The sequence below is a fragment of the Pseudomonas sp. PS02288 genome (genome assembly GCF_029959715.1).
Classification (GTDB): domain Bacteria; phylum Pseudomonadota; class Gammaproteobacteria; order Pseudomonadales; family Pseudomonadaceae; genus Pseudomonas_O; species Pseudomonas_O kuykendallii.
On the sequence record NZ_JASCPA010000003.1, the window covers coordinates 15014 to 40319 of the forward strand.

General features: G+C 66.3%; 25 protein-coding genes, 1 pseudogene and 1 riboswitch. Of the genes and pseudogenes, 12 read left to right on the forward strand and 14 right to left on the reverse strand.

The window, feature by feature from the left end; all coding sequences use genetic code 11:
• Window positions 1-16 precede the first annotated feature (16 nt).
• The 9 genes and pseudogenes from deoC (at window position 17) to QMX85_RS02470 (ending at window position 8900) form a co-directional block, all read left to right on the forward strand.
• On the forward strand, window positions 17-793 hold the full coding sequence (gene deoC, locus QMX85_RS02430; RefSeq protein ID WP_282338603.1) for a deoxyribose-phosphate aldolase: 777 nt from the start codon (window positions 17-19) through the stop codon (window positions 791-793).
• Window positions 793-2112, forward strand: a complete 1320-nt coding sequence (deoA, locus tag QMX85_RS02435; protein ID WP_282338604.1) for a thymidine phosphorylase — start codon at window positions 793-795, stop codon at window positions 2110-2112. Before deoC ends, deoA begins: the two co-directional genes overlap by 1 nt.
• Entirely contained in the window at window positions 2112-3353 is a 1242-nt protein-coding gene (locus QMX85_RS02440; protein WP_282338605.1) for a phosphopentomutase, read from the forward strand. The genes deoA and QMX85_RS02440 overlap by 1 nt, the downstream gene beginning before the upstream one ends.
• A gap of 1 nt (window position 3354) precedes the next feature.
• Entirely contained in the window at window positions 3355-4065 is a 711-nt protein-coding gene (gene deoD / locus QMX85_RS02445) for a purine-nucleoside phosphorylase (protein WP_273233234.1), read from the forward strand.
• 52 nt (window positions 4066-4117) lie between these two features.
• Window positions 4118-5080 carry a S1/P1 nuclease gene (locus QMX85_RS02450; RefSeq protein WP_282338607.1) on the forward strand — a complete coding sequence of 321 codons (963 nt, stop codon included), beginning with the start codon at window positions 4118-4120 and terminating at the stop codon, window positions 5078-5080.
• A gap of 81 nt (window positions 5081-5161) precedes the next feature.
• Window positions 5162-6253 carry an endonuclease/exonuclease/phosphatase family protein gene (locus QMX85_RS02455; RefSeq protein WP_282338608.1) on the forward strand — a complete coding sequence of 364 codons (1092 nt, stop codon included), beginning with the start codon at window positions 5162-5164 and terminating at the stop codon, window positions 6251-6253.
• Window positions 6254-6262: 9 nt separating this feature from the next.
• The gene (locus tag QMX85_RS02460) at window positions 6263-7573 is read left to right on the forward strand and encodes a TRZ/ATZ family hydrolase (protein WP_282338609.1); all 1311 of its coding nucleotides are present in this window, start codon (window positions 6263-6265) and stop codon (window positions 7571-7573) included.
• Window positions 7570-8193 (forward strand): annotated as a pseudogene (locus QMX85_RS02465) (TetR/AcrR family transcriptional regulator); the annotation flags it as partial. The gene QMX85_RS02460 and the pseudogene QMX85_RS02465, both read left to right, overlap by 4 nt.
• 86 nt (window positions 8194-8279) lie before the next feature.
• Window positions 8280-8900, forward strand: a complete 621-nt coding sequence (locus QMX85_RS02470) for a TetR/AcrR family transcriptional regulator (RefSeq protein WP_090223997.1) — start codon at window positions 8280-8282, stop codon at window positions 8898-8900.
• Window positions 8901-8966: 66 nt separating this feature from the next.
• On the opposite strand, the gene QMX85_RS02475 is transcribed toward QMX85_RS02470, so the two are convergent.
• The 4 genes from QMX85_RS02475 to QMX85_RS02490 all read right to left on the reverse strand — a co-directional run bounded on the left by QMX85_RS02475 (window position 8967) and on the right by QMX85_RS02490 (window position 12883).
• Entirely contained in the window at window positions 8967-9683 is a 717-nt protein-coding gene (locus QMX85_RS02475) for a transporter substrate-binding domain-containing protein (RefSeq protein WP_282338610.1), read from the reverse strand.
• Between the two features lie 113 nt (window positions 9684-9796).
• Window positions 9797-10645 carry a methylenetetrahydrofolate reductase [NAD(P)H] gene (gene metF / locus QMX85_RS02480; protein WP_282338611.1) on the reverse strand — a complete coding sequence of 283 codons (849 nt, stop codon included), beginning with the start codon at window positions 10643-10645 and terminating at the stop codon, window positions 9797-9799.
• 176 nt (window positions 10646-10821) lie between these two features.
• Window positions 10822-12231, reverse strand: a complete 1410-nt coding sequence (gene ahcY / locus QMX85_RS02485; RefSeq protein ID WP_282338612.1) for an adenosylhomocysteinase — start codon at window positions 12229-12231, stop codon at window positions 10822-10824.
• 25 nt (window positions 12232-12256) lie between these two features.
• Window positions 12257-12366, reverse strand: a riboswitch (S-adenosyl-L-homocysteine riboswitch).
• Between the two features lie 106 nt (window positions 12367-12472).
• Window positions 12473-12883: a hypothetical protein gene (locus QMX85_RS02490; protein WP_282338613.1), complete on the reverse strand. Its 411-nt coding sequence runs from the start codon at window positions 12881-12883 to the stop codon at window positions 12473-12475.
• A gap of 210 nt (window positions 12884-13093) precedes the next feature.
• On the opposite strand from QMX85_RS02490, the gene QMX85_RS02495 reads away from it, so the two are divergent.
• Window positions 13094-13510, forward strand: a complete 417-nt coding sequence (locus QMX85_RS02495; RefSeq protein WP_282338614.1) for a hotdog domain-containing protein — start codon at window positions 13094-13096, stop codon at window positions 13508-13510.
• 130 nt (window positions 13511-13640) lie between these two features.
• Window positions 13641-14087 (forward strand): cytochrome c, encoded by a 447-nt coding sequence (locus tag QMX85_RS02500; protein ID WP_282338615.1) that lies wholly within the window; start codon window positions 13641-13643, stop codon window positions 14085-14087.
• Window positions 14088-14097: 10 nt separating this feature from the next.
• Here the strand turns inward: QMX85_RS02500 and ligB are convergent, their stop codons facing one another.
• A complete protein-coding gene (gene ligB, locus QMX85_RS02505; RefSeq protein ID WP_282338617.1) occupies window positions 14098-15771 on the reverse strand; it encodes an NAD-dependent DNA ligase LigB in 1674 nt (557 codons plus the stop codon).
• Window positions 15772-15837: 66 nt separating this feature from the next.
• Window positions 15838-16215, reverse strand: coding sequence for a response regulator (locus tag QMX85_RS02510; protein ID WP_282338619.1), 378 nt, complete (start codon window positions 16213-16215; stop codon window positions 15838-15840).
• Between the two features lie 190 nt (window positions 16216-16405).
• Between QMX85_RS02510 and QMX85_RS02515 the strand changes: the two genes are divergently transcribed.
• Window positions 16406-16906, forward strand: a complete 501-nt coding sequence (locus tag QMX85_RS02515; protein ID WP_282338621.1) for a M48 family metallopeptidase — start codon at window positions 16406-16408, stop codon at window positions 16904-16906.
• 56 nt (window positions 16907-16962) lie between these two features.
• On the opposite strand, the gene QMX85_RS02520 is transcribed toward QMX85_RS02515, so the two are convergent.
• The 8 genes from QMX85_RS02520 to yccS form a co-directional block, all read right to left on the reverse strand.
• Entirely contained in the window at window positions 16963-17445 is a 483-nt protein-coding gene (locus QMX85_RS02520; RefSeq protein WP_090223979.1) for a GreA/GreB family elongation factor, read from the reverse strand.
• Window positions 17446-17450: 5 nt separating this feature from the next.
• The gene (locus QMX85_RS02525) at window positions 17451-18572 is read right to left on the reverse strand and encodes a response regulator (protein WP_282338623.1); all 1122 of its coding nucleotides are present in this window, start codon (window positions 18570-18572) and stop codon (window positions 17451-17453) included.
• Window positions 18569-20323, reverse strand: coding sequence for an ATP-binding protein (locus QMX85_RS02530; RefSeq protein ID WP_282338624.1), 1755 nt, complete (start codon window positions 20321-20323; stop codon window positions 18569-18571). Before QMX85_RS02530 ends, QMX85_RS02525 begins: the two co-directional genes overlap by 4 nt.
• On the reverse strand, window positions 20316-21293 hold the full coding sequence (locus tag QMX85_RS02535; protein ID WP_282338625.1) for an ATP-binding SpoIIE family protein phosphatase: 978 nt from the start codon (window positions 21291-21293) through the stop codon (window positions 20316-20318). The genes QMX85_RS02530 and QMX85_RS02535 overlap by 8 nt, the downstream gene beginning before the upstream one ends.
• Window positions 21290-21688, reverse strand: coding sequence for an ATP-binding protein (locus QMX85_RS02540; protein WP_090223973.1), 399 nt, complete (start codon window positions 21686-21688; stop codon window positions 21290-21292). Before QMX85_RS02540 ends, QMX85_RS02535 begins: the two co-directional genes overlap by 4 nt.
• Complete coding sequence (locus QMX85_RS02545) at window positions 21648-22070, reverse strand: STAS domain-containing protein (RefSeq protein ID WP_175534267.1); 423 nt, start codon at window positions 22068-22070, stop codon at window positions 21648-21650. The genes QMX85_RS02540 and QMX85_RS02545 overlap by 41 nt, the downstream gene beginning before the upstream one ends.
• Before the next feature lie 5 nt (window positions 22071-22075).
• Window positions 22076-22915 carry an STAS domain-containing protein gene (locus tag QMX85_RS02550; protein WP_282338628.1) on the reverse strand — a complete coding sequence of 280 codons (840 nt, stop codon included), beginning with the start codon at window positions 22913-22915 and terminating at the stop codon, window positions 22076-22078.
• 141 nt (window positions 22916-23056) lie between these two features.
• The gene (gene yccS, locus QMX85_RS02555) at window positions 23057-25231 is read right to left on the reverse strand and encodes a YccS family putative transporter (RefSeq protein WP_282338629.1); all 2175 of its coding nucleotides are present in this window, start codon (window positions 25229-25231) and stop codon (window positions 23057-23059) included.
• Between the last annotated feature and the right edge of the window lie 75 nt (window positions 25232-25306).

Consider the following 25306-nt stretch of genomic DNA (forward strand, 5'->3'; position numbering starts at 1 on the left):
TTAGTGTGAATAAGAAATGACCGACAACGATGAAACCCTCGCGCGCAAGGTGATTGCGCTGCTCGACCTGACTTCGCTGAACGACGATGACGACGCTGCGCGCATCGTCGAGCTGTGCCACAAGGCGATGACACCGGCCGGCCCGGTTGCCGCAGTGTGCGTGTTCCCGCGTTTCGTCGCGCTGGCGCGGCATACCCTCGACGCACTGGGCGGCCAGGCCGTGGCGGTGGCCACGGTGACCAACTTCCCGGCCGGCAGCGCGGCGCCCGACGAGGTGCTCGCCGAGACCCGGCAGGCGCTGGAAGACGGCGCCGACGAGATCGACGTGGTCTACCCGTACCGCGCGCTGCTGGCCGGCGACGCCGCCAGCGGCATCGCCCTGGTGCAGGCCTGCAAGGCACTCTGCGAAGGGCGCGCGCTGCTCAAGGTGATCCTTGAGACCGGCGAGCTGGCCGATCCGCTGCTGATCCGCAGGGCCAGCCAGGACGCCATCGCCGCGGGCGCCGACTTCATCAAGACCAGCACGGGCAAGGTCAGGACCAACGCCACCGCCGAGGCGGCGGAAATCATGCTCGCCTGCATCGCCGATTCGGGCGGCGCGGTGGGCTTCAAACCGGCGGGCGGGATGAAGACGCTGCCTGAGGCGCTGGTCTACCTGTGGCTCGCCGAGCGCCTCAACGGGCACGAGTGGATCACTCCGCGGCACCTGCGCTTCGGCGCCTCCAGCCTGCTGAACGATTTGTTGCGCCGGCTCGGCCAGGCCTCGCCACCGGCGATGGGGGGAGCGTACTGATGGGCTGGTTACCGCAGGAAGTGATCCGTCGAAAGCGCGACGGAAAGGTGCTCAGCGAGGCCGATATCCAGCGCTTCGTCGCCGGCATCACCGATTTCAGCATCAGCGAAGGACAGGCCGCGGCGTTCGCCATGGCCGTGCTGCTCAAGGGCATGAACGTCGAGGAACGCATCGCCCTGGCCTCCGCCATGCGCGATTCCGGCCGCGTGCTGAGCTGGAATCTGCCCGGTCCGGTGGTCGACAAGCATTCCACCGGCGGCATCGGCGACCTCGTCAGCCTGCCGCTGGCACCGTTGCTGGCCGCGTGCGGCTGCTACGTGCCGATGATCTCCGGGCGCGGCCTCGGCCACACCGGCGGCACCCTGGACAAGCTGGACAGCATCCCCGGCTACGACAGCCAGCCGAGCATGGCGCGCCTGCACGAGGTGGTGGCGCAGGTCGGCTGCGCGATCATCGGCCAGACCAACGACCTGGCCCCGGCGGACAAGCGCCTCTATGCGATCCGCGACGTCACCGCCACGGTGGAATCCATCGACCTGATTGTCGCTTCGATCCTCAGCAAGAAGCTGGCGGCCGGCCTCGACGTGCTGCTGATCGACGTGAAGGTTGGCAACGGCGCCTTCATGGCCCAGGCCGACGATGCCCTGGCGCTGGCCGAGAGCATCGTCGCGGTGGCTAACGGCGCCGGCGTGCGCACCCGCGCGCTGATCACCGACATGAGCCAGCCGCTGGCCCGTTCGGCGGGCAACGCCCTGGAAGTGGAAGAGGCTATCGCCCTGCTGCGCGGCGAAGTGCGCAGCCAGCGCCTGTGGGACGTGACTCTTGCCCTGGCCGAGCAGACGCTGCTCTGCGCCGGCCTGGCGAGCAGCGCCGAGCTGGCCCGCGAGCAACTGCTCGCGGCCTGGCAGAGCGGCGCCGCGCTGGAATGCTTCGCGCAGATGGTCAAGGCCCTTGGCGGCCCGGCGGACCTGGTCGAGCGCCCGGATAACTACCTGCCGGCTGCACCCGTAGTCATGCCGGTCTACGCCCCGCTCGAAGGACTGGTGCAATCCATCGATACGCGCGCGGTGGGCATCGCGGTGGTCGCCCTCGGTGGCGGTCGGCGGCGTCCGCAGGACAGCATCGACCCGGCGGTTGGCCTCAGCGAGCTGGCCTTTCCCGGCGAGCGCGTCGGTCCGAATCGCCCGCTGGCGATGGTGCATGCCCGCGATCTGGCTCAGGCCGAGCAGGCCGCCTCTGCAGTGCTGGCCGCCTACCAGGTCGCCATTGAGCCGCGCGAAGTGCCGGCGCTGATCTCACGCCTGTGCCTGGAGGCGTGATGAAGCGCACCCTCTTGCTGGTCCTCGACTCCTTCGGCATCGGTGCCAGCGCCGATGCCGAGCGCTTCGGCGATGCCGGGGCGAACACCCTGCTGCACATCGCCGAGGCCTGTGCCCGTGGCGAGGCGGACAACGCGATACGCCACGGCGTGTTGAAACTGCCGAACCTGGCGCGACTCGGTCTCGGTCATGCCGCGGCGCTGAGCGGCGGGGAATTCCCGCCGGGCTTCGGTGCCGACATCGAGGTCGACGGTGCCTACGGCTATGCCCGCGAGCTTTCCAGTGGCAAGGACACACCGTCCGGCCACTGGGAAATGGCCGGCGTGCCGGTGCTGTTCGACTGGGGCTATTTCGAGGCGCGCGAGAACAGTTTTCCCGTCGAGCTGCTCGACGCACTGATCGCCCGTGGCGACCTGCCCGGCATCCTGGGCAATTGCCATGCCTCGGGCACCACCATTCTCGAACAGCTCGGCGACGAGCATGTAGCGACGGGAAAACCCATTCTCTATACCTCGGCCGACAGCGTGCTGCAGATCGCCGCGCACGAGGAACACTTCGGCCTGGAGCGCCTGCTCGCGCTCTGCGAACTGGCGCGCGAGCTGTGCGACCCCTACAACATCGGCCGAGTCATCGCCCGGCCGTTCCGCGGTAACGGCCCGAGCAACTACGTGCGCACCGGCAACCGCCGCGACTACGCCGTTCCGCCGCCGGCGCCAACCCTGCTCGACCGCCTCTGCGCGGCCGGCGGCCAGGTGTACGCGGTGGGTAAGATCGGGGACATCTTCGCCCACCGGGGCATCAGCAAACTGTACAAGGCCGACGGCAACCACGCGCTGTTCGACGCCACGCTGCAGGCCCTGCGCGAGGCGCCGGACCGCACCCTGGTGTTCAGCAATTTCGTCGACTTCGACATGCTCTACGGCCACCGCCGCGACATCGCCGGCTACGCCGCCGCGCTGGAGGCCTTCGACTGCCGCCTGCCCGAGCTGCTGGCGCAGATGCAGCCAGGCGACCTGCTGATGCTCGCCGCCGACCACGGCTGCGATCCGAGCACACCGGGCAGCGACCACACCCGCGAGCACATCCCCGTGCTCGCCTGGGGCAACGGCGTCGCCGCCGGCAGCCTCGGCGAGCGCGAAACCTTTGCCGACATCGGCCAGAGCCTGGCCGACTTCTTCGGACTGCCGTCGTGCTCCCATGGACGGTCTTTTCTTTCCTCCTCATTGATCGAAGGCGTCTGACATGCCGACCCCTCACATCGCCGCCCAAATGGGCGATTTCGCCGAAACCGTGCTGATGCCCGGCGATCCGCTGCGCGCCAAGATGCTCGCCGACACCTATTTGTCGGAGGTCGTACAGGTCAACGGCGTGCGCAACATGCTCGGCTACACCGGCTTTTACCAGGGCCAGCGCATCTCGGTGATGGGCTCCGGGATGGGCATCCCGTCGCTGTCGATCTACGCCCACGAGCTGTTCAGCCAGTTCGGCGTGCAGCGCATCATCCGCGTCGGCAGCTGCGGCGCCACCCAGCCGCACGTCAAGGTGCACGATCTGGTGATCGGCATGGGGGCCAGCACCGACTCGGTGGTCAACCGCAAGCGCTTGGGCGGTTTCGACTTCGCCGCCATCGCCGATTACCGGCTGCTCGAACGCGTGGTGCGGACCGCCGACGCGCGCGGCCAGGCCATCCATGTGGGCAACGTGTTCTCCGCCGATCTGTTCTACGAGCCGGACCCGGTGATGTTCGAGCGCATGACCAAAATGGGCATCCTTGCCGTGGAGATGGAGGCGGCCGGGCTCTACGGCGTCGCCGCCGAGCTGGGCAAGCAGGCGCTGACCGTGCTGACCGTCAGCGACCACATCCTCACCGGCGAGAAGCTCAGCGCCGAGCAGCGCCAGGAAGACTTCCACGACATGCTGCGCCTGACCCTCGATGCGCTGTGCCAGGCCTGATCAACGCCACGGCGGCCGACGACGTGCCGCCTCCAGAAGGAGAAACGTGCAAATGAATGCGAGCAAAACCTTGCGTAACGGCCTGCTGCTGGTGGCCGGCCTGTGGGCTGGCCAGGTATTGGCCTGGGGCCAGCAGGGCACTGCCCTGGTCGGCGAGCTGGCGCAGCGCCAGCTGGATGCCGATGCCAAGGCCGAAGCGGCGCGGCTGCTCGGGCTGATTAAGCAGAGCGATTTCTCGGTGGTCGCCAACTGGGCCGGCAGTCTGGACCAGAACCCGCAGACCAAGGCGCTCTGGGAGAAGACCAAGAACGAACGGCTGGTGATCTACAAGGTCGACGACTGCCAGTACCAGCCACCGCGCGACTGCCCGGATGGGGTGTGTACCGTGGCCGCCATCGAGCGCAACCGCGCCACCCTGGCCGATCCCAAGGCGCCCAACCAGGCCCGCCTGATGGCGCTGCTGTTCCTCATTCACCACGTCGCCGACGCCAGCTCGCCGCTGAACAACAGCTTCAAGGACGACAAGGGCGGCTACGACTTCCCGGTGAAGGCGGGCGGTCGCACCTACAACCTGCGCAAGACCTGGGACGATTTTCTTCTCAGCGCCGCGCAGCTGGACGTCAAGGCCTACGCCGACAAGCTGCAGAAGAACCTGCCGGCAGTCGACTCGAACAGCCCGGCGGCATGGTCGCAGCAGGCCTGTCGGATCGTCCGCGACGGCGACATCTACCCGAAGGCGGTCAGCACGCGGAAGCTGCCGACCAAGCAGTACGACGACGATGACGGCGACTTCGACAGCGCGGCGAAGAACATGGAGTACAACCGCACCGGCAAAGACTACAGCCGCGGCGACAAGCTGATGAGCGACAGCGGCGATAAGCGCGATGGCAACACCATCAATGCCAGCTACATGAAGAAGTTCGTTCCGGTCGCCGAGCAGCAGGTCGAACTGGCCTCGGTGCGCCTGGCGCAATTGCTCAACGACGCCCTGGTAGCCGGCCGCCCGGCACCCTGACGCATCACTACCGATAACCCGCCGGCCGGCATTTTTCCCGGGCCGGCGCGCCACCCCTTTGCCTGACGAAAGTGAGTCGCCATGAATTACTCGCGCCTGCGTCCCCTGTTGTTGCTGACCGCCCTCGGGCTGGCCGGTTGCATGTCCACCTCCAGCCACGACGCCAGCGAACTGCGCGTGTCGCTGATGACCTACAACGTCGAGAACCTCTTCGACACCGTGCATGACCAGGGCAAGGACGACTTCGCCTACCTGCCGCTGGCGGTCAAGCAGGCGCACCCGGAATACCTGGCGACCTGCGCGAAGATCACGGTGCCGGCCTGGCGCGAGCAGTGCGAGAAGACCGACTGGACCGAGGCCAAGCTGGACGAGAAGCTCACCCGCCTGGCCGACGTGATCGGCCAGATCGATGACGGTCGCGGCCCGGACATCCTGATGCTCGACGAGGTGGAAAACCTCAAGGTGGTCGAGATGCTCAACGCGCGCCTCGGCAAGTCCGCCTACCAGACCCGCGTGCTGCTCGAAGGCTGGGATGAGCGCGGCATCGACACCGCGGTGCTCAGCCGCCTGCCACAGTGGGACGCACCGATCCTACACCAGGTGCCGTACCACGCCGAGGGCGAGGACCGGTCAGACAAGACCGGCAAGACCCGCGGCATTCTCGAAGTGCGCCTGCTGCTACCGGGCGGCCAGAAGGCTTCGGTGTTCGCTGTGCACCTGCCGTCTGGCGGCGGCCCCGGCTACCTGCGCCGGCAGGCGGTGGATTACCTCGCGGTGCTGAAGAGCCAGCTGCCGGCCGACGTGCTGCCGATCGTCGGCGGCGACTTCAACATCAACGCCGGCGAAGAACGGCAGCACCGCTACATCGCCGGCAACCTGGCCAGTACCTGGAGCGTCTCGCACTTGATCGGCTGCGCCGAATGCAAGGGCAGCTACTACTACCACGCGCTGCGCCAGTGGTCGTTCTTCGACATCCTCCTGTTCCCGCCGCAGATGACCGCCGCCGGCTTCAACGGCTGGAAGGTCGATCCGGCGAGCATCCGCCTCGCCCACCAGAGCCGTTACCAGGTGAACAAGTGGGGCTCGCCGTCGCGCTTCGATGACGGCAAACACGACGACGGCGTGTCCGACCACTGGCCGCTGTACGCGGAAATCTACCGGGCCAGGCCCTAGGAGAATGCTGTGAGCGACCTGATTCTGTTTCCGACCTGGCTGGTCCCGGTCGAGCCGGCGGGCGTGGTGCTCACCGGCCACGGGCTGGTGGTGCGCGACGGGCGTATCGCCCGCATCGCCCCGCGCGAAGAGCTGAGCATCGACGCCGCCGACGAGGTGCGCGAGCTGCCCGGCATGTTGCTCGCGCCGGGCCTGGTGAACACCCACGGGCATGCGGCGATGAGCCTGTTCCGCGGGCTGGCCGACGACCTGCCGCTGATGACCTGGCTGGAGGGGCACATCTGGCCGGCGGAGAAGCAGTGGGTGGATGCCGAGTTCGTCCGCGACGGCACCGCGCTGGCGATTGCCGAGCAGCTCAAGGGCGGCGTCACCTGTTTCTCAGACATGTACTTCTACCCTGAAGTGGTCGCCGAGCTGGTCGAAGCGACCGGCGTACGGGCACAGATCACCCTCCCTGTGCTGGACTTCCCGGTGCCTGGTGCGGCGGACATCGACGCCGCGCTCAACGCCGGCCTGCCGTTGTTCGAGCGCCTGCGCGGGCACCCGCGGATGCGCATGGCCTTCGGCCCGCACGCGCCCTACACGGTGGGCGATGCCAGCATGATCCGGGTGCGCGAGCTGGCCGCCGAGTTCGACGCCGGCATCCAGATGCACGTTCATGAAACCGCCGACGAAGTCGCCACCGCCGTGCAGGCCGGCGGCGAGCGGCCGCTGGCGCGGGTGGCGCGGCTGGGCCTGCTCGGGCCGCATTTCCAGGCGGTGCACATGACCCAGATCGACGACAGCGACATCGCCCTGCTGCAAGCCAGCGGCGCGCATGTGCTGCATTGCCCGGAATCCAACCTCAAGCTGGCCAGCGGTTTCTGCCCCGTCGAGAAACTCTGGCAGGCAGGCGTCAACGTCGCTGTCGGCACCGACGGCGCGGCCAGCAACAACGACCTCGACCTGCTCGGCGAGACCCGCACCGCGGCGCTGCTGGCCAAGGCCGTGGCCGGTTCGGCCACTGCGCTGAATGCGCACAATGCGCTGCGCATGGCCACGCTGAACGGCGCGCGGGCACTGGGCATGGGCGATGTGGCCGGCTCGCTGGAGGTGGGCAAGGCTGCCGACCTGGTCGCCTTCGATCTCTCGGGGCTGGCCCAGCAGCCGCTCTACGATCCGGTCTCGCAGCTGATCTACGCCAGCGGCCGGGATTGCGTGCGGCATGTCTGGGTCGCCGGCGAGCAACTGCTCGACGATCGCCGCCTGCTGCGCCAGGACGAGGCGCAGCTGCTCGCCAGCGCCCACACCTGGCAGGTGCGGCTGGCCCAGCCACGATGAGCGGTCTGGCGCAGCGCAGTGGCGGGCGGGTGCGCCAGGACAACGAGGCGCTGATCCTCGCTGCCGCCGAGGCGACCTTCGCCGAATACGGTTTCAAGGGCGCCAGCATGGGCATGATCGCCCTGCGCGCCGGGCTGCCGAAGGCCAACCTGCACTACTACTTCGGCAACAAGCAGACGCTTTACATGGCCGTACTTGGGCGCATCCTGCAACTCTGGACGCAGAGCTTCGATACCCTGTGCATCGACGACGAGCCGGCCGAAGCGCTGTCGCGCTACATCCGCAATAAGCTCGAATTCTCCTGGCGCAATCCGCTGGCCTCGAAAGTCTTCGCCATGGAGGTGATCAGCGGTGGAGCGTGCCTCGAGGCGCATTTCAATCAGGATTTCCGCGACTGGTTCCGCGGTCGCGCGCAGGTGTTCCATGCCTGGTCGGCAGCAGGCAAGATGGACCCGGTGGCCCCCATCCACCTGATCTTCCTGCTGTGGTCGAGCACCCAGCATTACGCCGACTTCGCCACTCAGATCGGCTCGATTCTCGGCCAGCCCGGCGGCATTGAGTGCGAGATGGAGGAAATCTGCGGCAATCTGACGACGATCATTCTCAAGGGGTGTGGCGTGAGGGGGAATATCTCTCGTCAGAGCCTTACGAACTCAACCGCTGTTTCGAGTAGTCTTTGCTCCACGGGAGCCAGGCCTGGAATGGAATGACCAATCACAAGATCAAAATCCGCCGAAAGAACGTCGAGAAGATTCTCCTGGCCGCCGAGCAGGTGTTCGCCGAACAGGGTCACGCCGGCACCTCGATGGCCGACATCGCCAAGCGCGCCGAGCTGCCGCGCTCGAACCTGCACTACTACTTCACCACCAAGGACGAGCTGTACCGCGAGGTGCTGGTCAACCTGCTCAGCGTGTGGGAGCTGGAGGGGGCCTGCTTCGTGCATTTCGACGACCCGCGCGTGGTGCTGACCAGCTATGTGCGCGAGAAGATGACCCACTCGCGGACCCGTCCGCACGGCTCCAAGCTGTGGGCCAACGAGATCATGCATGGCGCGCCGCTGTTTCGCGACATTCTCGACGAGCACCTGTTCGCCGGCGCCAAGTTCAAGGAGAACAAGATTCGCCAGTGGGTCGAGGAGAAGCGCATCCGCCCGGTTGAGCCCTTTGCGCTGCTCTACCTGATCTGGGCCTCGACCCAGCACTACGCTGACTTCGACTACCAGGTCACGGCGCTGAACGACCATAAGCCGCTCAGCGACCAGCAGTTTGAGCAGGCGGTGCAGACCATCACTGCGGTGGTTCTGCGTGGCATCGGCCTGGAGCCCTGAGGCGGACACCGCAGAAACGAAAAAGGCCGCGTTCTTCGCGGCCTTTTGCTGTACGCAGGCTGTCGATCAGCGCGCGGGCGTGGCGGCGCGTTCGGCCTTGAGCCTGCGCAGCTCGACGGTGAAGCGTGCGGCCAGGCGCTCGAACTCCGGGGTTCTGCGCAGCGCCAGGTAGAGGTCGTCGTGGCTGATCAACTGACGGTGGTAGTCCAACTGATCGAGGATGCCCATCTGCTGCGCCAGGTACAGCCCGACGCGTCGCTCGATCAGCACCATGTCGACGCGTCCAAGCATCAACTTGCCGAAATTGGCGGCATGGCTGGGGGCGTTCTCGCGGACGAAGTCCTTGGATTGGCGAAAGGCTTCGTTGGAATACCAGTAGCCCGGCGACACACCGATGCGAAGGCCCTTCAGGCTGTTCAGGTCGCTGTACGGGAACGGTCGCTGGCGGGCGTAGAAGAGCACGAACTCGCTGCTGGACAGCGGCTCGTCGATGAACACCATGCTTTGCTCGCGGTCCGGGTTGCGGAAGATGTCGAGGATCGCGTCGGCGCGGCCCTCGTCGAACTCCGCCAGGCTGCGCTTCCACGGCAGCAGTTGCAGCTCGTGGGTGATGCCGAGGCGTTCGAGCACCGTTGCGGTGAGCTCGTAGTCCAGGCCGCGCACCACGCCGTTCTCTTCGTAGACGTAGGGCGCCCAGGCTTCGCTGACGATGCGCAGCGGATCGGCCTGCGCGACCACGCAGGCGGTGCAGAACAGCAATGCCCAGCAGATCCTTTTCGCCATCTACAGCTCCCTTTTCCTGTTACCCGCGCCCGCGGTCGTGCGGGCGATGGAAGCAAGTCATGCGCCAGGGATCGCGGCCGCTCGCGTCGCGCTGCCGGACAGTCCCTGCCGGGTCAGGCGCCGAGACCCAGGTTGCTGCAGATCGCCAGGCTCGGTTCGGCCTGGTTCAGGGTGTAGAAGTGCAGCCCCGGCGCGCCACCGGCCAGCAAGCGTTCGCACATTGCGCTGATCACCTGTTCGCCGTAGGCCTGGATGCTCTGCACGTCGTCGCCGTAGGCTTCGAGCTGCTTGCGCATCCAGCGCGGCAGTTCCGCGCCGCAGGCGTCGGAGAAGCGCGCCAGTTTGCTGTAGTTGGTCACCGGCATGATGCCCGGCACGATCGGCGTGTCGACGCCGGCCCTGCGCACCCGCTCGACGAAGTAAAAGTAGGCGTCGGCGTTGAAGAAGTACTGGGTGATGGCGCTGTCGGCGCCGGACCGGGCCTTGCGCACGAAGTTCGCCAGGTCGTCCTCGAAGCCGCGTGCCTGCGGGTGCATTTCCGGATAGGCGGCGATTTCGATATGGAAGTGGTCGCCGGTTTCGCGGCGGATGAACTCGACCAGTTCGTTGGCGTAGCGCAGCTCGCCGCTGGCCATGCCCATGCCCGACGGCAGGTCGCCACGCAGCGCGACGATGCGGCGGATACCGGCGGCCTGGTACTGCGTGAGCAGGCTGCGCAGGTCGTCCTTACTGTCGCCGACGCAGGACAGATGCGGTGCGGTCGGCACCTTCACTTCGCCGTCCAGCTGCAGCACGGTGTTCAGCGTACGGTCGCGGGTCGAACCGCCGGCGCCGTAGGTGCAGGAGAAGAAGTGCGGGCGTTCCGCGGCCAGTCGGCGCGCGTTGGCCAGCAGTTTTTCATGCCCGGCCTCGGTCTTCGCCGGGAAGAACTCGAAGCTGACGTTGGTTTTTTTCTGGGTCATGGAGACGCTTCTCTTCGTAGGGCGGGTTGGCGACGCCGGCCCCATACGTGAAGGCTAATCATGGTTTCTACGCGGCGCGTAACCCGCCAGGCGACAGTCGAGACCGCGCTAGAAACCCGTTGTAAGCGAGGGTGGGTTACGCCGCTGCGCGGCTAAAACCCACCCTTCGGTGTGGATCAGTAGCGGTAGGCGTCCGGCTTGAACGGGCCTTCGGTGCTCACACCGATGTACTCGGCTTGCTTCGGCGTCAGGCGGGTGACCACGCCACCGAAGCCCTTGACCATCTCCAGGGCGACTTCCTCGTCGAGTTTCTTCGGCAGCACTTCCACGGTCAGGCGCTCGGCCTTCTTCTCGGCGGAGAGTTCGGCGAACTTCTGCTCGAACAGGAAGATCTGCGCCAGCACTTGGTTGGCGAAGGAACCGTCCATGATCCGGCTCGGGTGGCCGGTGGCGTTGCCCAGGTTCACCAGGCGGCCTTCGGCGAGAAGGATCAGGTAGTCGTCGTTCTGCGCGTCGAAGCCGCCGGCGCCGGTGCGGTGGATCTTGTGCACCTGCGGCTTGACCTCTTCCCAGGCCCAGTTCTTGCGCATGAAGGCGGTGTCGATCTCGTTGTCGAAGTGGCCGATGTTGCAGACCACGGCGCGCTTCTTCAGCGCCTTGAGCATGCCGGCGTCGCAGACGTTGACGTTGCCGGTGGTGGTGACGATCAGGTCGATCCTGCCCAGCAACGCGGCGTCGACGCAGCCTTCGCTGCCGTCGTTGACGCCGTCCTTGTAGGGCGAAACCAGCTCGTAGCCGTCCATGCAGGCCTGCATGGCGCAGATCGGGTCGACTTCGCTGACCTTGACGATCATGCCTTCCTGGCGCAGCGAGGCCGCCGAGCCCTTGCCCACGTCGCCGTAGCCGATCACCAGCGCCTGCTTGCCGGACAGCAGGTGGTCGGTACCGCGCTTGATGGCGTCGTTGAGGCTGTGGCGGCAGCCGTACTTGTTGTCGTTCTTGCTCTTGGTGACCGCGTCATTGACGTTGATCGCCGGGACTTTCAGGGTGCCGGCCTTGAGCATGTCGAGCAGGCGGTGCACGCCGGTGGTGGTCTCTTCGGTGACGCCGTGGATGCGTTCGAGCATCTGCGGGTATTTCTTGTGCAGGATTTCAGTCAGGTCACCGCCGTCGTCCAGCACCATGTTGGCGTCCCACGGCTGGCCATCCTTGAGGATGGTCTGCTCGATGCACCACTCGTACTCCTGCTCGGTCTCGCCTTTCCAGGCGAACACCGGGATGCCGGCGGCGGCGATGGCGGCGGCGGCCTGGTCCTGGGTCGAGAAGATGTTGCACGACGACCAGCGCACTTCGGCGCCCAGGGCGGTCAGCGTCTCGATCAGTACGCCGGTCTGGATGGTCATGTGGATGCAGCCGAGGATCTTCGCGCCTTTCAGCGGCTGGCTGGCGGCGTATTTGCGGCGCAGACCCATCAGGGCCGGCATCTCGGACTCGGCGATGATCAGCTCTTTGCGGCCCCAATCGGCCAGGGAAATGTCGGCGACTTTGAAATCGGTGAAACCGGCAGGCGTAGAAACAGCGCTCATGGGATGAGTTCTCCATTCGTTCGAGTGCGAATGGGCGCCGTTGCTGCGTCTGGGAAACGCCCCGTGCGAGCCTGACAGGTAGGCTGCCTCGAATCGATCGAAGCGGCCCGGCCTGCTGCAGCGCCCCTCGCCCGGGTGGCGGGCACGACCGTAAACCGGGCGTGTGAGGCGAAGGATTATAGCGATGCCGGCGCGACTACCCAATAGGGCAGCGAAGGTGCGCGCCGGATGGCGCGCGCCGTCACTTGCTGAGCATGGTGCCGAGCAGCTTGACGCCGGCGTTGACCGCGGTTTCCTGGGCGGTCTGCGGGGCGGCGGCCGGGACGGCCTGGACCGGCTGCTGAGTGCTGGCGGTCTGTGCGCAGAGGGTGTTGGCCTGCAGCAGGAGCTTCTGCACGTTGCTGTTGTTGGCGGCCTTGCCGGCAGCCTGTGCCAGGGCCAGTTGGTCCTGGTACTCGCGAAGCTTGGCGTCGCAGGCGCTGTTGCCGGTGCTGCTCACCGTATTTGCCGTATTCGCGGTGTTGGCCGGGGTGCCGTTCACCGCATTGGCGACGCTTGCCACGCCGTTGGCGAGGGCGCCGAAGTCCAGTGCCTGGGCCGGCAGGTGAAAGGCGGCAAGCAGAACGGCGGCGGAAAGGGGCAGAAAACGCATGGGTTCAACCTCAGTGTCGGGTCGCTCGGCGGCGCGAAGGGTGGCAATACCGAGTGAAGTCCTTGGAAAATGATCGACGGGGATTTAAACCCATGCGCGGGAGTAGGGCAATTAGGTTCTTGTGAACTTTTCCATCGCATTTCCGGTCGCGACACTCAGGCGCCGGCCTGCGATCATGCTGGCGATTCCTAACCCCCGACAGGAGTGTCTATGAACTTCCATACGCGCAAATGGGTGAAGCCCGAAGACCTCAACCCCAACGGCACGCTGTTTGGCGGCAGCCTGCTGAAATGGGTGGACGAGGAGGCGGCGATCTACGCCATCGTCCAGCTGGGCAACCAGCGGGTGGTGACCAAATTCATTTCCGAGATCAATTTCGTCAGCTCGGCGCGGCAGAGCGACATCATCGAGCTGGGCATCACCGCCACCGAATTCGGCCGCACCTCGATCACCCTGCGCTGCGAAGTGCGCAACAAGATCACCCGCAAGAGCCTGCTGACCATCGAGCGCATGGTGTTCGTCAACCTTGGCTCGGACGGCCTGCCGGCGCCGCACGGCAAGAGCGAAATCACCTACATCCGCGACCAGTTCAAGGAAGAGGACGCGCCCACCGATCCCGCCCGTTGAGTCTCCCGCGGCGGGCGTGACCTGCGTCAACCTGTCGCCAGGTGAGGGCGCCGTGCCGACGGATCAGTTTGGCAGCGACACGGACGGGGGCGGATAATCCGCGTCCCGCCCAACCCTCGCGAAAACGCCCATGCCTTCCAAATCATTGTTCATCGTATTCGCCGCGCTGCTCGTGCTCGGTGGTTGCAACAAGATTGACCCCAACTCCCCGCTCGGCCAGCGCCAGGCGATCTTCAAGCAGATGCTGAAGACCAGCGAAGACCTCGGCGGCATGCTGCGCGGCCGGCTGAAGTTCGACAGCAAGGCGTTCGCCACCGGCGCCGCGCATCTGGACGAGCTGTCGCGCCAGCCGTGGAAGCACTTTCCGACGGTCAAGGAAGAGCACAGCAACGCGCGTGACGAGGTGTGGCAGCGCCAGGAGCGCTTCGACGAACTGGCCCGCGACCTGGAAGCCAGCACCGCCGCCCTGGTCGCTGCCAGCACCAGCGGGCCGTTGGCGCCCGAGACGGTCGCCGCGCCGCTGCAGAAGGTGGAAGACGCCTGCGAAGCCTGCCACAAGGAGTTCCGCGACTACTGATCGCGGCCCGTCAGAAGCCCGCCACGCCGGCCTCCTTCAGCCGCTGGCGAAGGGCGCGGACCTGCGGGTCGGCGAAGAAGGCCACCAAGGCACGCGCGCGGCCCGGGCCGACACCGGGCTCGCGCTGCCAGTCGGCCTGGCTGCGTCCGGCCAGTTGCTGCCAGTCCGTACCGAGATTCGCCGCGCCGCTGGGCGGCAAGCCAAGGGCGCCCAGCCAGCGGCCGAACGGCTGGGCGCGGGCCTCGGCGAAACTCGCCAGCAGGCGTTTGGCGCGCTTCTCGCCGAAGCCGGGCAGGGCGAGCAACTGCCCCTCGCGCAGGTCCATCCAGTCGAGCAGGTGCTCCACCAGTCCCGCGTCGATCAGCGTCTGCCAGCTCCCCGCTCCGACTCCGGCGAGCCCCAGGCCGTGCTTGCCGCCCAGCCATTCCAGGCGCGCGGCGAACTGGCTGCGGCAGTCGGGCGTGGGCTGCCAGCAGCTCAGCGGGTGATAGCGCGAGGCGGCGGGTAGCTCCAGCGGCTTGCGCACGGCGGCATGCCAGACCACGCCGTCGAGGCGCGGGATGGTCAGCCCGGCGAGACTGACCGATACCTGGTCGCCGGGCTGGATATCCAGTTCGCGCAGGCGACGCAACGATCCGGCCGACACGCGCTGCACGCGACGGTCATCCAGCTGAACCGGTTGCAGCTGCAGCAGCGGGGTGATGCGCCCGCTGCGGCCGACCTTGAACTCCACCGCGCGCACCTCGGCGAGCACCTGGGCGAGCGGGTACTTCCAGGCGATCGCCCAGGCCGGTGCGCTGGCGCTCCAGCGCTCGCCCGGCGGACGCCGGCCCTGCTTGATCACCACGCCGTCGCTGGCGAACGGCAATGCGGCCCGGTACCAGTGCTCCCGCCATTTGCGAGCCTCGGCGAAGGAGGCCGCCGGTTCGCTGAAACGCGCGCTGTCGGCGAAACCCAGGCGGCGCAGTTCGTCGAGGCGGGCGCGCATGTCGGCAGGGCCGTCCGGCCATTCCCAGACGAACAGGCCGATGCCGGCGGCATCGGCCTCGCCGAGGCTCTGCCGCGCCAGCAGCCCGGCGACCTTGCCCCGCGCGCCGGCGCTGCCGTGGCTGGCCTGCACGTGCTCCGTCAGCTTCCAGTACAGCTCGCCCTGGAGCAGCAGCCGGCGGTTGTCGGGCAGCCGCGCCGGCACGCCGGGAAGCGCGCGCACCCGCGCCGTCCAGTCCTGGCCGAAGCGGCCATCGCCGCGGCTGATCGCTTGCAGCAGCTGGCCGTCGCGATAGATCAGCGTCACCGCCACGCCATCGACCTTCGGCTGCACCCAGAGCCCTTCGCGGTCGGCCATCCAGGCTTCGACGCGGGCTTCGTCGGCGAGCTTGTCGAGACCGGTCTGCGGCACCGGATGGGCGATCTGCCCGGCGGCGCCGGCCAGCGGATCGGCGGCGAGCGGCGCCTGCCCGTGGAAACAGTCGCGCCAGCCGGCGAGCCGTTCGCGGGCCTGGTCATAGAGTTCGTCGGCGATCGGCGAGCGGCCCTGGCGGTGGTAGGTGGCGTCCCATTCGGCGATCCGGCGGGACAGGCCGTCGAGCTCGGCGCGGGCGCGCTCGGGCTGCCAGTCGGGGCAGGGCGCGGCGAGCAGGGTGAAAGGCAGGCAGAACGGCGTGGCGGCGATCCAGCGCTTCATCGGGAGCATCCTTGCTCGGGGAGAAGCGCGCAGCGTAGTTCAGGCGGTGCCGCCGGGGCATGCGACTCAGGCGAGCAGGCGCTGGATCTGGTCCTGCAGGGTGTCGAAGGAGAACGGCTTGGCCAGCACCGGCGCCTGGTGCGCGATGGGGCTGCCGGAGTCGAGAATTTCCGCCGGGTAGCCGCTGATGAAAATGACCTTGAGGTCCGGCCGCAGCTTGAGCGCGGGTTCGGCGATCATCACGCCGGAGACTCCGTCCGGCAGGCGGAAGTCGCTGACCAGCAGATCGAGGCGGGGTTTGCTCGCCAGTATTGCGAACGCCTCCGCGGCGGACGCGGCCTGCAGCACGTCGTAGCCTTCTTCTTCGAGGTATTCGGCGAGCAGAAGCCGGACGTCCGGCTCATCCTCGACCAGCAGAACGATTTTGCTTTTTGCCTGACTCATTGGTGGCGCCCGGGACTGCTAAGGGGGATTTTTCGATGGGGTTGAATATTCCCCGCATACGACCGCCAGCGCCAGGGTCCGTTCCGGAAACTTTCACGTCGATCAACCCGCTGCGCCCCGTCGTCGAGTCGACCGCGAAAGGCGGCCGCTTGCTAGACTGCGCGCTCCCCGATTACCCGTCCCGCCCGCCATGACGCCGCTGAAATACCTCGCTGCCTATCCGCCCGCGCTGCAGGAAAAGGTGCGCACGCTGATCGCCCAGGAACGCCTCGAGGAGTACCTGCGCCAGCGCTATCCCGAGCGCCATGCGGTGCAGAGCGACAAAGCGTTGTACGCCTACACCATGGCGCTCAAACAGGAGTTCCTGCGCAACGCGCCGGGGCTGGACAAGGTGCTCTACGACGCCAGGCTCGACGTGTTGCAGAAGGCCCTCGGCCTGCACACGGCGGTGTCGCGCGTGCAGGGCGGAAAGCTCAGGGCGAAGAAGGAAATCCGCATCGCCGCGCTGTTCCGCGATACGGCGCCGCAGTTCCTCAACATGATCGTGGTTCACGAGCTGGCGCACCTGCGCGAGTTCGATCACAACAAGGCGTTCTACCAGCTCTGCGAGCACATGCTGCCCGGCTACCACCAACTGGAGTTCGACCTGCGCATCCACCTGACCTGGCGCGACCTGCAGACGAAATCCTGAGCCGGCGAATTTGCGTAGCGGTGCCTTCGTCCTGGGGCTCTTGCGGGTAGCGGGGCTCAGAAGGCCGCGAGAATCTCGAAGCGGCGTTTGCGCCCGGCGATCTCACGCTCGAATTCATCGCCTGCGTGCTGCCCGAGCAGGGCGGCGCCGAGCGGCGAGCGGGCGGTGATCACCAGCACGTCGCGCTGCTCGTCGCTGAGCTTGAGACCGGCGCCGTCGGGGCCGAGCAGCAGCCACTGCTCGTCGCCGTTGTCGTCGGCCAGTTGCACCAGCGTGCCGAGGGTGATGCCGCGCGGCGCGGCGTAGGGTTGCAGCGGCAACTGGCGCCAGGCGGCGAGGGCCTGGTGGATTTCCTCGACGCGGCGCGACTGGCCTGCGGCCAGGTACGACGCCTCCAGACCGAGGGTGTCGTACTTGTTTTCGGCGATGTTCTCTTCGTGGGTCGCCGCCTCGTAGGCGGTTTGCGCGGCGCGGCGCGCCAGTTCGAGGTCGCTTTCCAGGCGCTCCAGCAGGCGCTCGCGCAGACGGGCCTTGTCCATCGGGTTCAGGTTCGCGCGCGCGGCAGGCTGACCGGGAGGAACACGTCGACGATCACTTCCTCGCCCCCGCTGCTGAACTCGACGCGCCCGCCGAAGCTTTCGCACAGCGCCTTCACCGTCGGCAGGCCAAGCCCCCAACCCTGCACGTCGCTCTTGGTGGAGATGAAGTAGGGCGTCGCCAGGTTCGCCAGCACGTCGCTGGGAATGCTGCCGCCATTGCGTACGCGGATCAGCATTTCGCCCTCGAGGTGGCGCTGTTCGATGAAGATCGGCGCGGTCTTGCTGCCGTGCTTGGCGGCGTTGATCACCAGGTTGTCGATGATCCGCAGGAACGCATGGCGATCCCAGAACACCTGCTCTTCGGGGGTTTCCAGGTCGACGCGCAGCTCGTTGCCGATCTGGATGCGCAGATCGGCGACCGCACCCTCGAGCAGCATGCCGACGGTGAAGGTCTCGCCGTTGAGTTGAAGGCCACCACCGAGGCTGACGTGGGAGATGTCGAGCACATTGGTGATCATCTGGCTCATGCGCTGCAGGTTCTTTTCGAGAATATCCAGCATCTCGTCGCTGCGCCGGGTAGGGCTCTTCTGCATCAGCCCTACCACCATCGAGGCGGCGGTGAGCGGCGAGCGCAGGTCGTGGCTGAGCGAGCGCATGAAGCGCTCAAGCATGATCTTCTCGGTCTGCAGGTTCTGGCTGAGGGCAATCGCCACGTTGCGCTGCTGTTCGACGCGTTCGATGCGGTGGTTGGTCTTGAGCAGCGAAGAAATGGTCGCGACCACTTCGTCCGGGTTGATCGGATGCGTCAGGTAGGCCTGCGCGCCACTGTTGAGCCCGGTGGCCTTGTCCTTGCCGGTGACGAAGGTTGCGGAGATGTTGATGACCGACGGCAGCTTGCCGCGGCCGAGCTTCTTCTCGGCGGCCTGGATGAGATCGAACCCGGTCATGTCCGGCAGGTTGATGTCGATGATCATCAGGTCGACGTCGGCGTCCATCAGCGCCAGGCCCTCTTCGCCACTGCCGGCCTCGATGATTTCGTAGGACGGCTGGGTGGCGAGGATCTTCTTCAGCACATAGCGGTTGGCGTCGGTGTCGTCGATGACAAGGATGCGCTTGCGGGTCTTCATTCCTGCCTCCACGCGAGGGCTCTGACGCATTGCAGCAGGCGTTCGGAATAATCCGCCTGGGTCTTCAGCAACAGCGCATGGCAGTGGGGCTCCAGGCGGGCGCGCTCTTCGTCGCCAAGCGGTTTCGCCGTGTTGATCACCACCCGCTGGTGCATGCTCCAGTCCATGCTGGCGAGCAGGTCCTCGCCGCTGATGTCCGGAAGCTCGAGGTCGAGGAAGATGATGTCCGGGCGTACCGCGTTGAGCTTGTCGATGCTGGCGCGGGCGCTGTCCGCCTCGATCAGCACCGGATCGTAGGGTTCCAGGGTGCGGCGGATCAGGTAACGGTCGGCGTCGCTGTCATCGATGATCAGGATAGTCGTCCCGCTGAGGTCGAGGTCCCGGCCGTCGCTTTCCTCACCGTCCAGTTCCAGCGGAATCTGCACGTAGAAGCGGCTGCCCTGGCCTTCGCGGCTGGACAGGCTGATGCGCCCGTTGAGCAGGGTCGCCAGCTTCTGCGCCAGCGGCAGGCCCAGGCCGGTGCCCTCGATGTTCTTCAGGTTCGGCGACTTGATCCGGCAGAACTCCTCGAACACCCGCGCCTGGTTCTCCGCGGAGATACCGATGCCGGTGTCCTCGACGAGGAACTCCAGGTGCGCGTCGTCCGGCTGGAACACCTTGATCTTCACGTTGCCGGCCGGGGTGTACTTGAACGCGTTGGAAATCAGGTTGCGCAGGATCTGAAACAGCCGGCCGTGGTCGGTGTTCAGGCTCACGTCGCTGGTCGGCAGCTGGATCAGCGGAGTGACGCCCGGATAGCGGATCGCCAGCGAGGTCGTCAGGGTCTCGATCTCCTCCATGAAGGCGAACAAGCTGAAACGCGTCGGCGCGATCTCGATGCGCCCGGACTGCACCTCGGCGAGGTCGAGCAGCTCGGTGATCAGGTTGGCCAGCTCGGCGGCGGCGTCGCTGATGAACTTCACCTGCTTCAGTTGCTCGGCGTTCAGCTGGCCGTCGACGCCACTGGCCAGCAGCTTGGAGATGTTCTCGATGATGTTGATCGGGGTGCGGAATTCGTGGGTCATGTTGGAGAAGAAGCGGCTCTTCGATTCGCCGGCCTCCTTCAATTCCTGAGCGGTCTTCTCCAGCTCGGAATACAGCGCTACCACGCCCTTGTTGGTGTTTTCCAGCTCCTGGGCGGTGTCCTCCAGCTCCTGCTGGCGGATGCGAAGCTCGTTGTTGGTGAGCAGCAGGTCCTCGCTCTGCAGTTGCAGTTCCCGGTACGGATCGAGCTCGCCGCCCGCGCTGAGCTGCTGGCGGAAGGCGACGATCTGCGCCTCGTCCGGGAATGGTCGGGGTTGGCCCATGTACTTGATCGCGCGTATCCGCGTGCCGTTGGTCGAGGACTCGATCTGGAAATCGTCCATCAGCCGCTTGGCGCCGACCAGGCCGACGCCCATACCGGTGGTGGAGACGTAGCTGCCGTCGAGGATCTCCTGCAGCTGGGCGATGCCCTTGCCCTGGTCTATCGCGTCGAAGGCGATGCCGTTGAGCTGACCGCGGGCGTCGCGCTGCAGGTAGAAATTGAATCTCCCCTGGCTGGCGTACTGGAAGATGTTGCGCGCCAGCTCGGACACGCCGGTGGCCAGGCGAATCTGCTCCAGCTGCGACATGCCCACCCAGCCGGCGATCTGCTTGGCGCGCTGACGACAGAGCACCACGTCGATTTCGGAAAGGATGGGTACGCTGGAGATCGGCAGCGCGTCACGCATGACGAAGCACCACCACCGTGGCGTCGTCGTTCAGCCGGCGGAAGTCGCGCATGATGGCGCCGGCGACCAGGGCCGGGTGGCGGGCGCGAATGCCGGGGTAGGGGTTCAGGCTGGATTTGGTGGTGATGCCATCGGAAGACATGATCAACAGGGTGTGCTCGTCCCAGGGGTAAGAGAAGGTCTGTACCCTTCCGACCTTGTAGCCCACCGTTCCGTTCGAAGAAACCATGCCGCGTGACTGTTCCGCGTAGAGCGCGCCGGCGATGTTGCCCACGCCGCAGAAGGTCACCTGGCCCTGTTCGACGTCCACCTCGGCGAACGCCAGGGCGCCGCCACGAGTGCTCTGCAGCGCATGGTGGGTGCGCTCCATGAGTTCGACCAGGCCGATCTTCGGGTCGTGCTCGAGGAACAGCCGGCGTGCCCGCTGGCTGGCTTCGTTGGCCTGCGGACCATGACCGAGGCCGTCGCAGAGCATCACCCGGTTGTCCCGAATCGCCCAGGCGTCGCCGCAGAGCTCTTCCTTGGGGTGCGGCAGGCACAGCGCGCCGCTGATCAGCGCCGAGGGCGGCGACTTTTCGAGCTGGAAGCGTGCCAGCACCACGGTGCCCTGGCCCGGCTGTGAATAGATGTCGAAGCTGTCCGAGAGGCGCTTGATCGCACCCAGGCCGGCGCCCATGGTGCCCTTGCTGGAGTAGCTGTCGGCCATGCACTGGGCAACGTTGACCATGCCCGGTCCGCGGTCGACGGCCAGCACGTCCAGCGTGCCGCCGTCGCCGTTGAGCAGGATCTCGCCTTCGCCGGCGTGGTTGACCAGGTTGCGGGCCATTTCCTGGATGACAATGGTCAGCCGGCCCAGGGCATCCTCGTCGAACCCCTGCGCCTCGGCCTGCCTGATGGTCGCGCGGCGCACCGCGTCGACATGGGCGACCTCGTTGACCACGAACGAGCGGGTACAGCAGTCGGTGTTCAACGCCACTTCCATAATTCGATGCGGGTGCCTTGCCCGGGTTGGCTTTCGATGGCGAACTGGTCGACCAGGCGCTTGGCGCCGCCGAGTCCCAGGCCCATGCCGCTGCCCGAGGTGTATCCATCGACCATGGCCCGGTCGAGGTTCGCGATGCCTTCGCCCTGGTCGGAAATCACCAGGCGAACGGCGCCGCGCCCGTCCTTGGTCGTCTCTTCGATCACGCACTCGCCGCCGCCGCCGTAGATCAACGCGTTACGCGCGATTTCGCTGGCCGCGGTGACGATCTTGGTCTGCGAAACCAGACCTAGCCGCACGGCTTCCGCCGCTTTGCGCACGCGCTGTCGGACGATGACGATGTCAGTCTCCTGCTTCAGCGGAAAAATCTCGGTCTTCCCCACTTTCTAGCTCCAGGCTGAGGTCGTCTTCGACCATTTGTTCCAGGCGACGCATGCCCTTCTCGACGTTCAATGCCGTGGCGATGCCGTCCAGCGACAGGCCCAGCTCGACCAGGGTGATCGCCACCGCCGGCTGCATGCCGACGACGATGATCTTCGCGTCGAGGATGCGGGAGACATGGGCGATGTGCGACAGCATGCGACCGATGAACGAGTCGACGATGTCCAGCGAGGAAATGTCGATCAGCACGCCCTTGGAGCGGTGCAGGACGATCTGGTGCGTGAGATCTTCCTGGAGGTCCATCGCCAGTTGGTCGTGCATGTCGACCTGGATCGACAGGAGCAGGAATTTTCCCATTTTCAGAATCGGGATCTTGTCCACCATGGCGTTTACCTCAGCGAGCCTTTGACCAGACGTATATCGAGCTCTTTCAGCGCGACGGAGAACGCATCCGCCAGGGACGACTTGGTGATCACGTCGCCCAGCTCCACGCCCAGGTGGACGATGGTCGCGGCGATCTGCGGACGGATACCGCTGATGATGCAGCGGGCGCCCATCAGCTTTGCGGCGGTGACGGTCTTGAGCAGGTGCTGGGCGACCATGGTGTCGACGGTCGGCACGCCGGTGATGTCGATGATGGCGATTTCGGATTCGGTCTGGACGATCTTTTCCAGCAGCGCTTCCATCACGATCTGCGTGCGGTTGCTGTCCAGCGAGCCGATCAGCGGGATCGCCAGCACGCCTTTCCACAGCTCGACGACCGGGGTGGACAGCTCGAGCATGCTCTCCTGCTGCTCGCGGATCACCGACTCGCGGCCGGTCATGTAGCTCTCCATGCTGTACAGGCCGAGCTTGTCGAGCAACTGGCTGGCCTTGAGCATTTCGCTTGCCGGATCGGCGCAGCTCGCCTGGATCTTGGCGAACAGCGGCTCCTTGAGCGAGAACACGAAGGTGGCGGTTTCGCTGGGGCTGAAACCTTGCCGGCTCTGCGTGCGCGACAGCGCCTCGATCATGTTGCGCACCGGCTTCCACTCGGCGCTGCCGAGGTCGTCGATGCCGCTGAGCGCGGCGATGCTGAGTAGCTTGAGCAGCTCGCGCGAGTTGTTCTGTACGGTGCCTTCATCGATCAGGTCGGTGCGGAAACCGGCGGCGCGCTGGCTCACGATCCACTCCTGAAGGAGCTCGCTTTCGTGTTTTTTCAGTAGTTCGGCAATCACTGGTACTGACATGGGGTCCTCGCAGGTCTGGGGCCGCGGCAGGCGCGTGCGCTTCTTCCATTAAAAAACCGGGCTCAAGACCCGGTTTCGGTGGAGGACAATAGCATGCAGTGTCGAGGAATTCTCTCGCCGCGCAGCGGCTGAGAACCACCCTCAATTGGCTTTGGCGGGTTTCAGCAGATGCGCCGAGAGCGTGCGCAGGGGCGCCAGTTGGCGGCAGATCAGCGCCAGCTGGGTTTTCACCAGGCGCTGCACGTCGTGCTGTTCGTCGGGGGATTGTTCGAGCTGGGCGGCCAGCGCTTCTTCTTCCTCGTCGTGCACGGCGACGCTGCGCTGCTCGGTCAGGGCGGTGGCCAGCTGGTCGAGGCTGTCGGCGATACGCACCGAGGCGCTTTCGATCAGTTCGTCGTAGAGCTCCTGGGGCAGACTGCCGCGGTGCGCGCCGAGGGCCGAGAGGTAACTGAGCAGCGTGTGGCTGAGCAGCAGGAAGCGGAAACCCAGCTCGGCGTCCTTACGGAAATGGCCGGGCTCCATGAGCATGTTCGACAGTGTGCTCGACAGCGCGGCATCGGCGTTGTGCGCGTTGCGCCGGGCGATGCGGTACTCGAGGTCGTCGCGCTTGCCGCTGCGGTACTGCTGCATCAGTTGGCGCAGGTAACGCGCATTGCTGCTCAGCGCGGTGCCGATCATCCGGTTCAGGCGCCGGCCCTGCCAGTCCGGCAGGATCAGGAACACCGCCGCGCCGGCGATCAGGCTGCCGACCAGGGTATCGAACAGGCGCGGCCAGATCAGCCCGTAGCCATCGCCGATCTGGTTGAAGCAGAGCAGCACCAGCAGGGTCATCGCGGCGGTCGCCAGGGTGTAGCGCGAACTGCGCGTGGCGGCGAACAGCACCCCGGCGATCACCGCCAGGAACGACTGGATCAGGGCGTTGGGGAACAGCGTGATCAGCGCCCAGCCGCCGACCAGCCCGGCGATGGTGCCGAGGATCCGCTGCACCAGGCGCACGCGGGTGGCGCCGTAGTTCGGCTGGCAGACGAATACCGTTGTGAGCAGGATCCAGTAGCCCTGGCTGGGGTGGATCCAGTGCAGCATGGCGTAGCCGGCGACCAGCGCGATGGCCATGCGCAGCGCGTGGCGGAACACCAGCGAGGTCGGCGTGAACTGCTGGCGGATGCGTTCGGCGGCGTCCTTGAAGGAGCGCGGCGAACGGTCGAACAACGTGCTGTCCTGCTCATCCAGCGGCGCATCCGGGTTGCTCGCGTCAGCCAGCTTCTTCTCCAGCGTGCCGAGGTTGGCCGCCAGCGCCCCGAGCGAGCGCAGCAGGCTGCGCCAGGTCGGATTGTTCTGCGCGCGCAGGTAGTCCAGCGAGGCCTGCAGGTCGCTCAGCGCCTGCTGGCTTTCACCGTGCTCGAACGGCTGGCGCAACTGGATCGCGCGGCCCAGCGCCTGGCACGCCGAGCCTTGCTGGTGCAGCAGGCGCTGGCAGCGGAACAGCACGTCGCTGTGGAAGAACGCCTCGGTCAGCGCGTTGTACGGGTAGTGCGAGGAACTGGCGCGCTCGTGGATGTCCTGGGCGGTGAAATAAAGACGCAGGTAGCGCTTCACCTTCGGTCCCGGCCGGCCGCCGAGGCGGTGCAGGAGGATTTCCTTGGCCTGGTTCAGCGCGCTCACCACCTTGCCGTTCTGCTTGGCCAGTTCCAGGCGCCGATCCTCCAGGTCGAGCTGGCGCAGCGGCTCCAGCAGCGACGCCTTCAGCTTGAGGTAGAGACCGAGCTCGCGGAACAGCACGGCCAGGCCGATCTGCACCGGCTGGTTGGAGAACACCGCGTTCCACGCCACCGAGAGCAGGCCGTACCAGGTGGCGCCGGCGATCAGCAGCAGCGGTTCGTGCCAGAAACTGCCGGCGTTGCCGCCGCGCTGGTCGACGCCGATCATGGTGTAGATGGACAGGATCAGCGTCGCCTGGGCGATGGTCGCGTAGCGTGCGCTCAGCGCGCCGAGCAGGGTCATGCCGAAGGTCGACAGCGCCAGCCCGGAGACGAACAGCCAGGGGTAGGGGAACAGCAGTTCCACCGAGCTGGCGGCGATGGCGAAGCAGACCAGCGTCACCGCCAGTGCCTTGAGGCGGCCGAACCAGTTGTCGTCGGTTTCCGCCAGGGCGCTGGCGATCACCCCGAGGAACAGCGGGATCACCAGCTCCAGGCGTTCCTCGTACCAGCACAGCGCCATGGCGCCGGTCAGCGCGATCAGCACCCTCAGGCTGAAGGCGAACTTGTCGCGGCCCCAGAGGCGGCGCAGGGTGTGGTTGAGGGAAGATCGGGGCATGGCTCGGTTCGGTCTCCGTTGGATAGGCATCAGACTAGCGAAAACGAATTAAAGCCACGCGTTCGGCGGATTTCT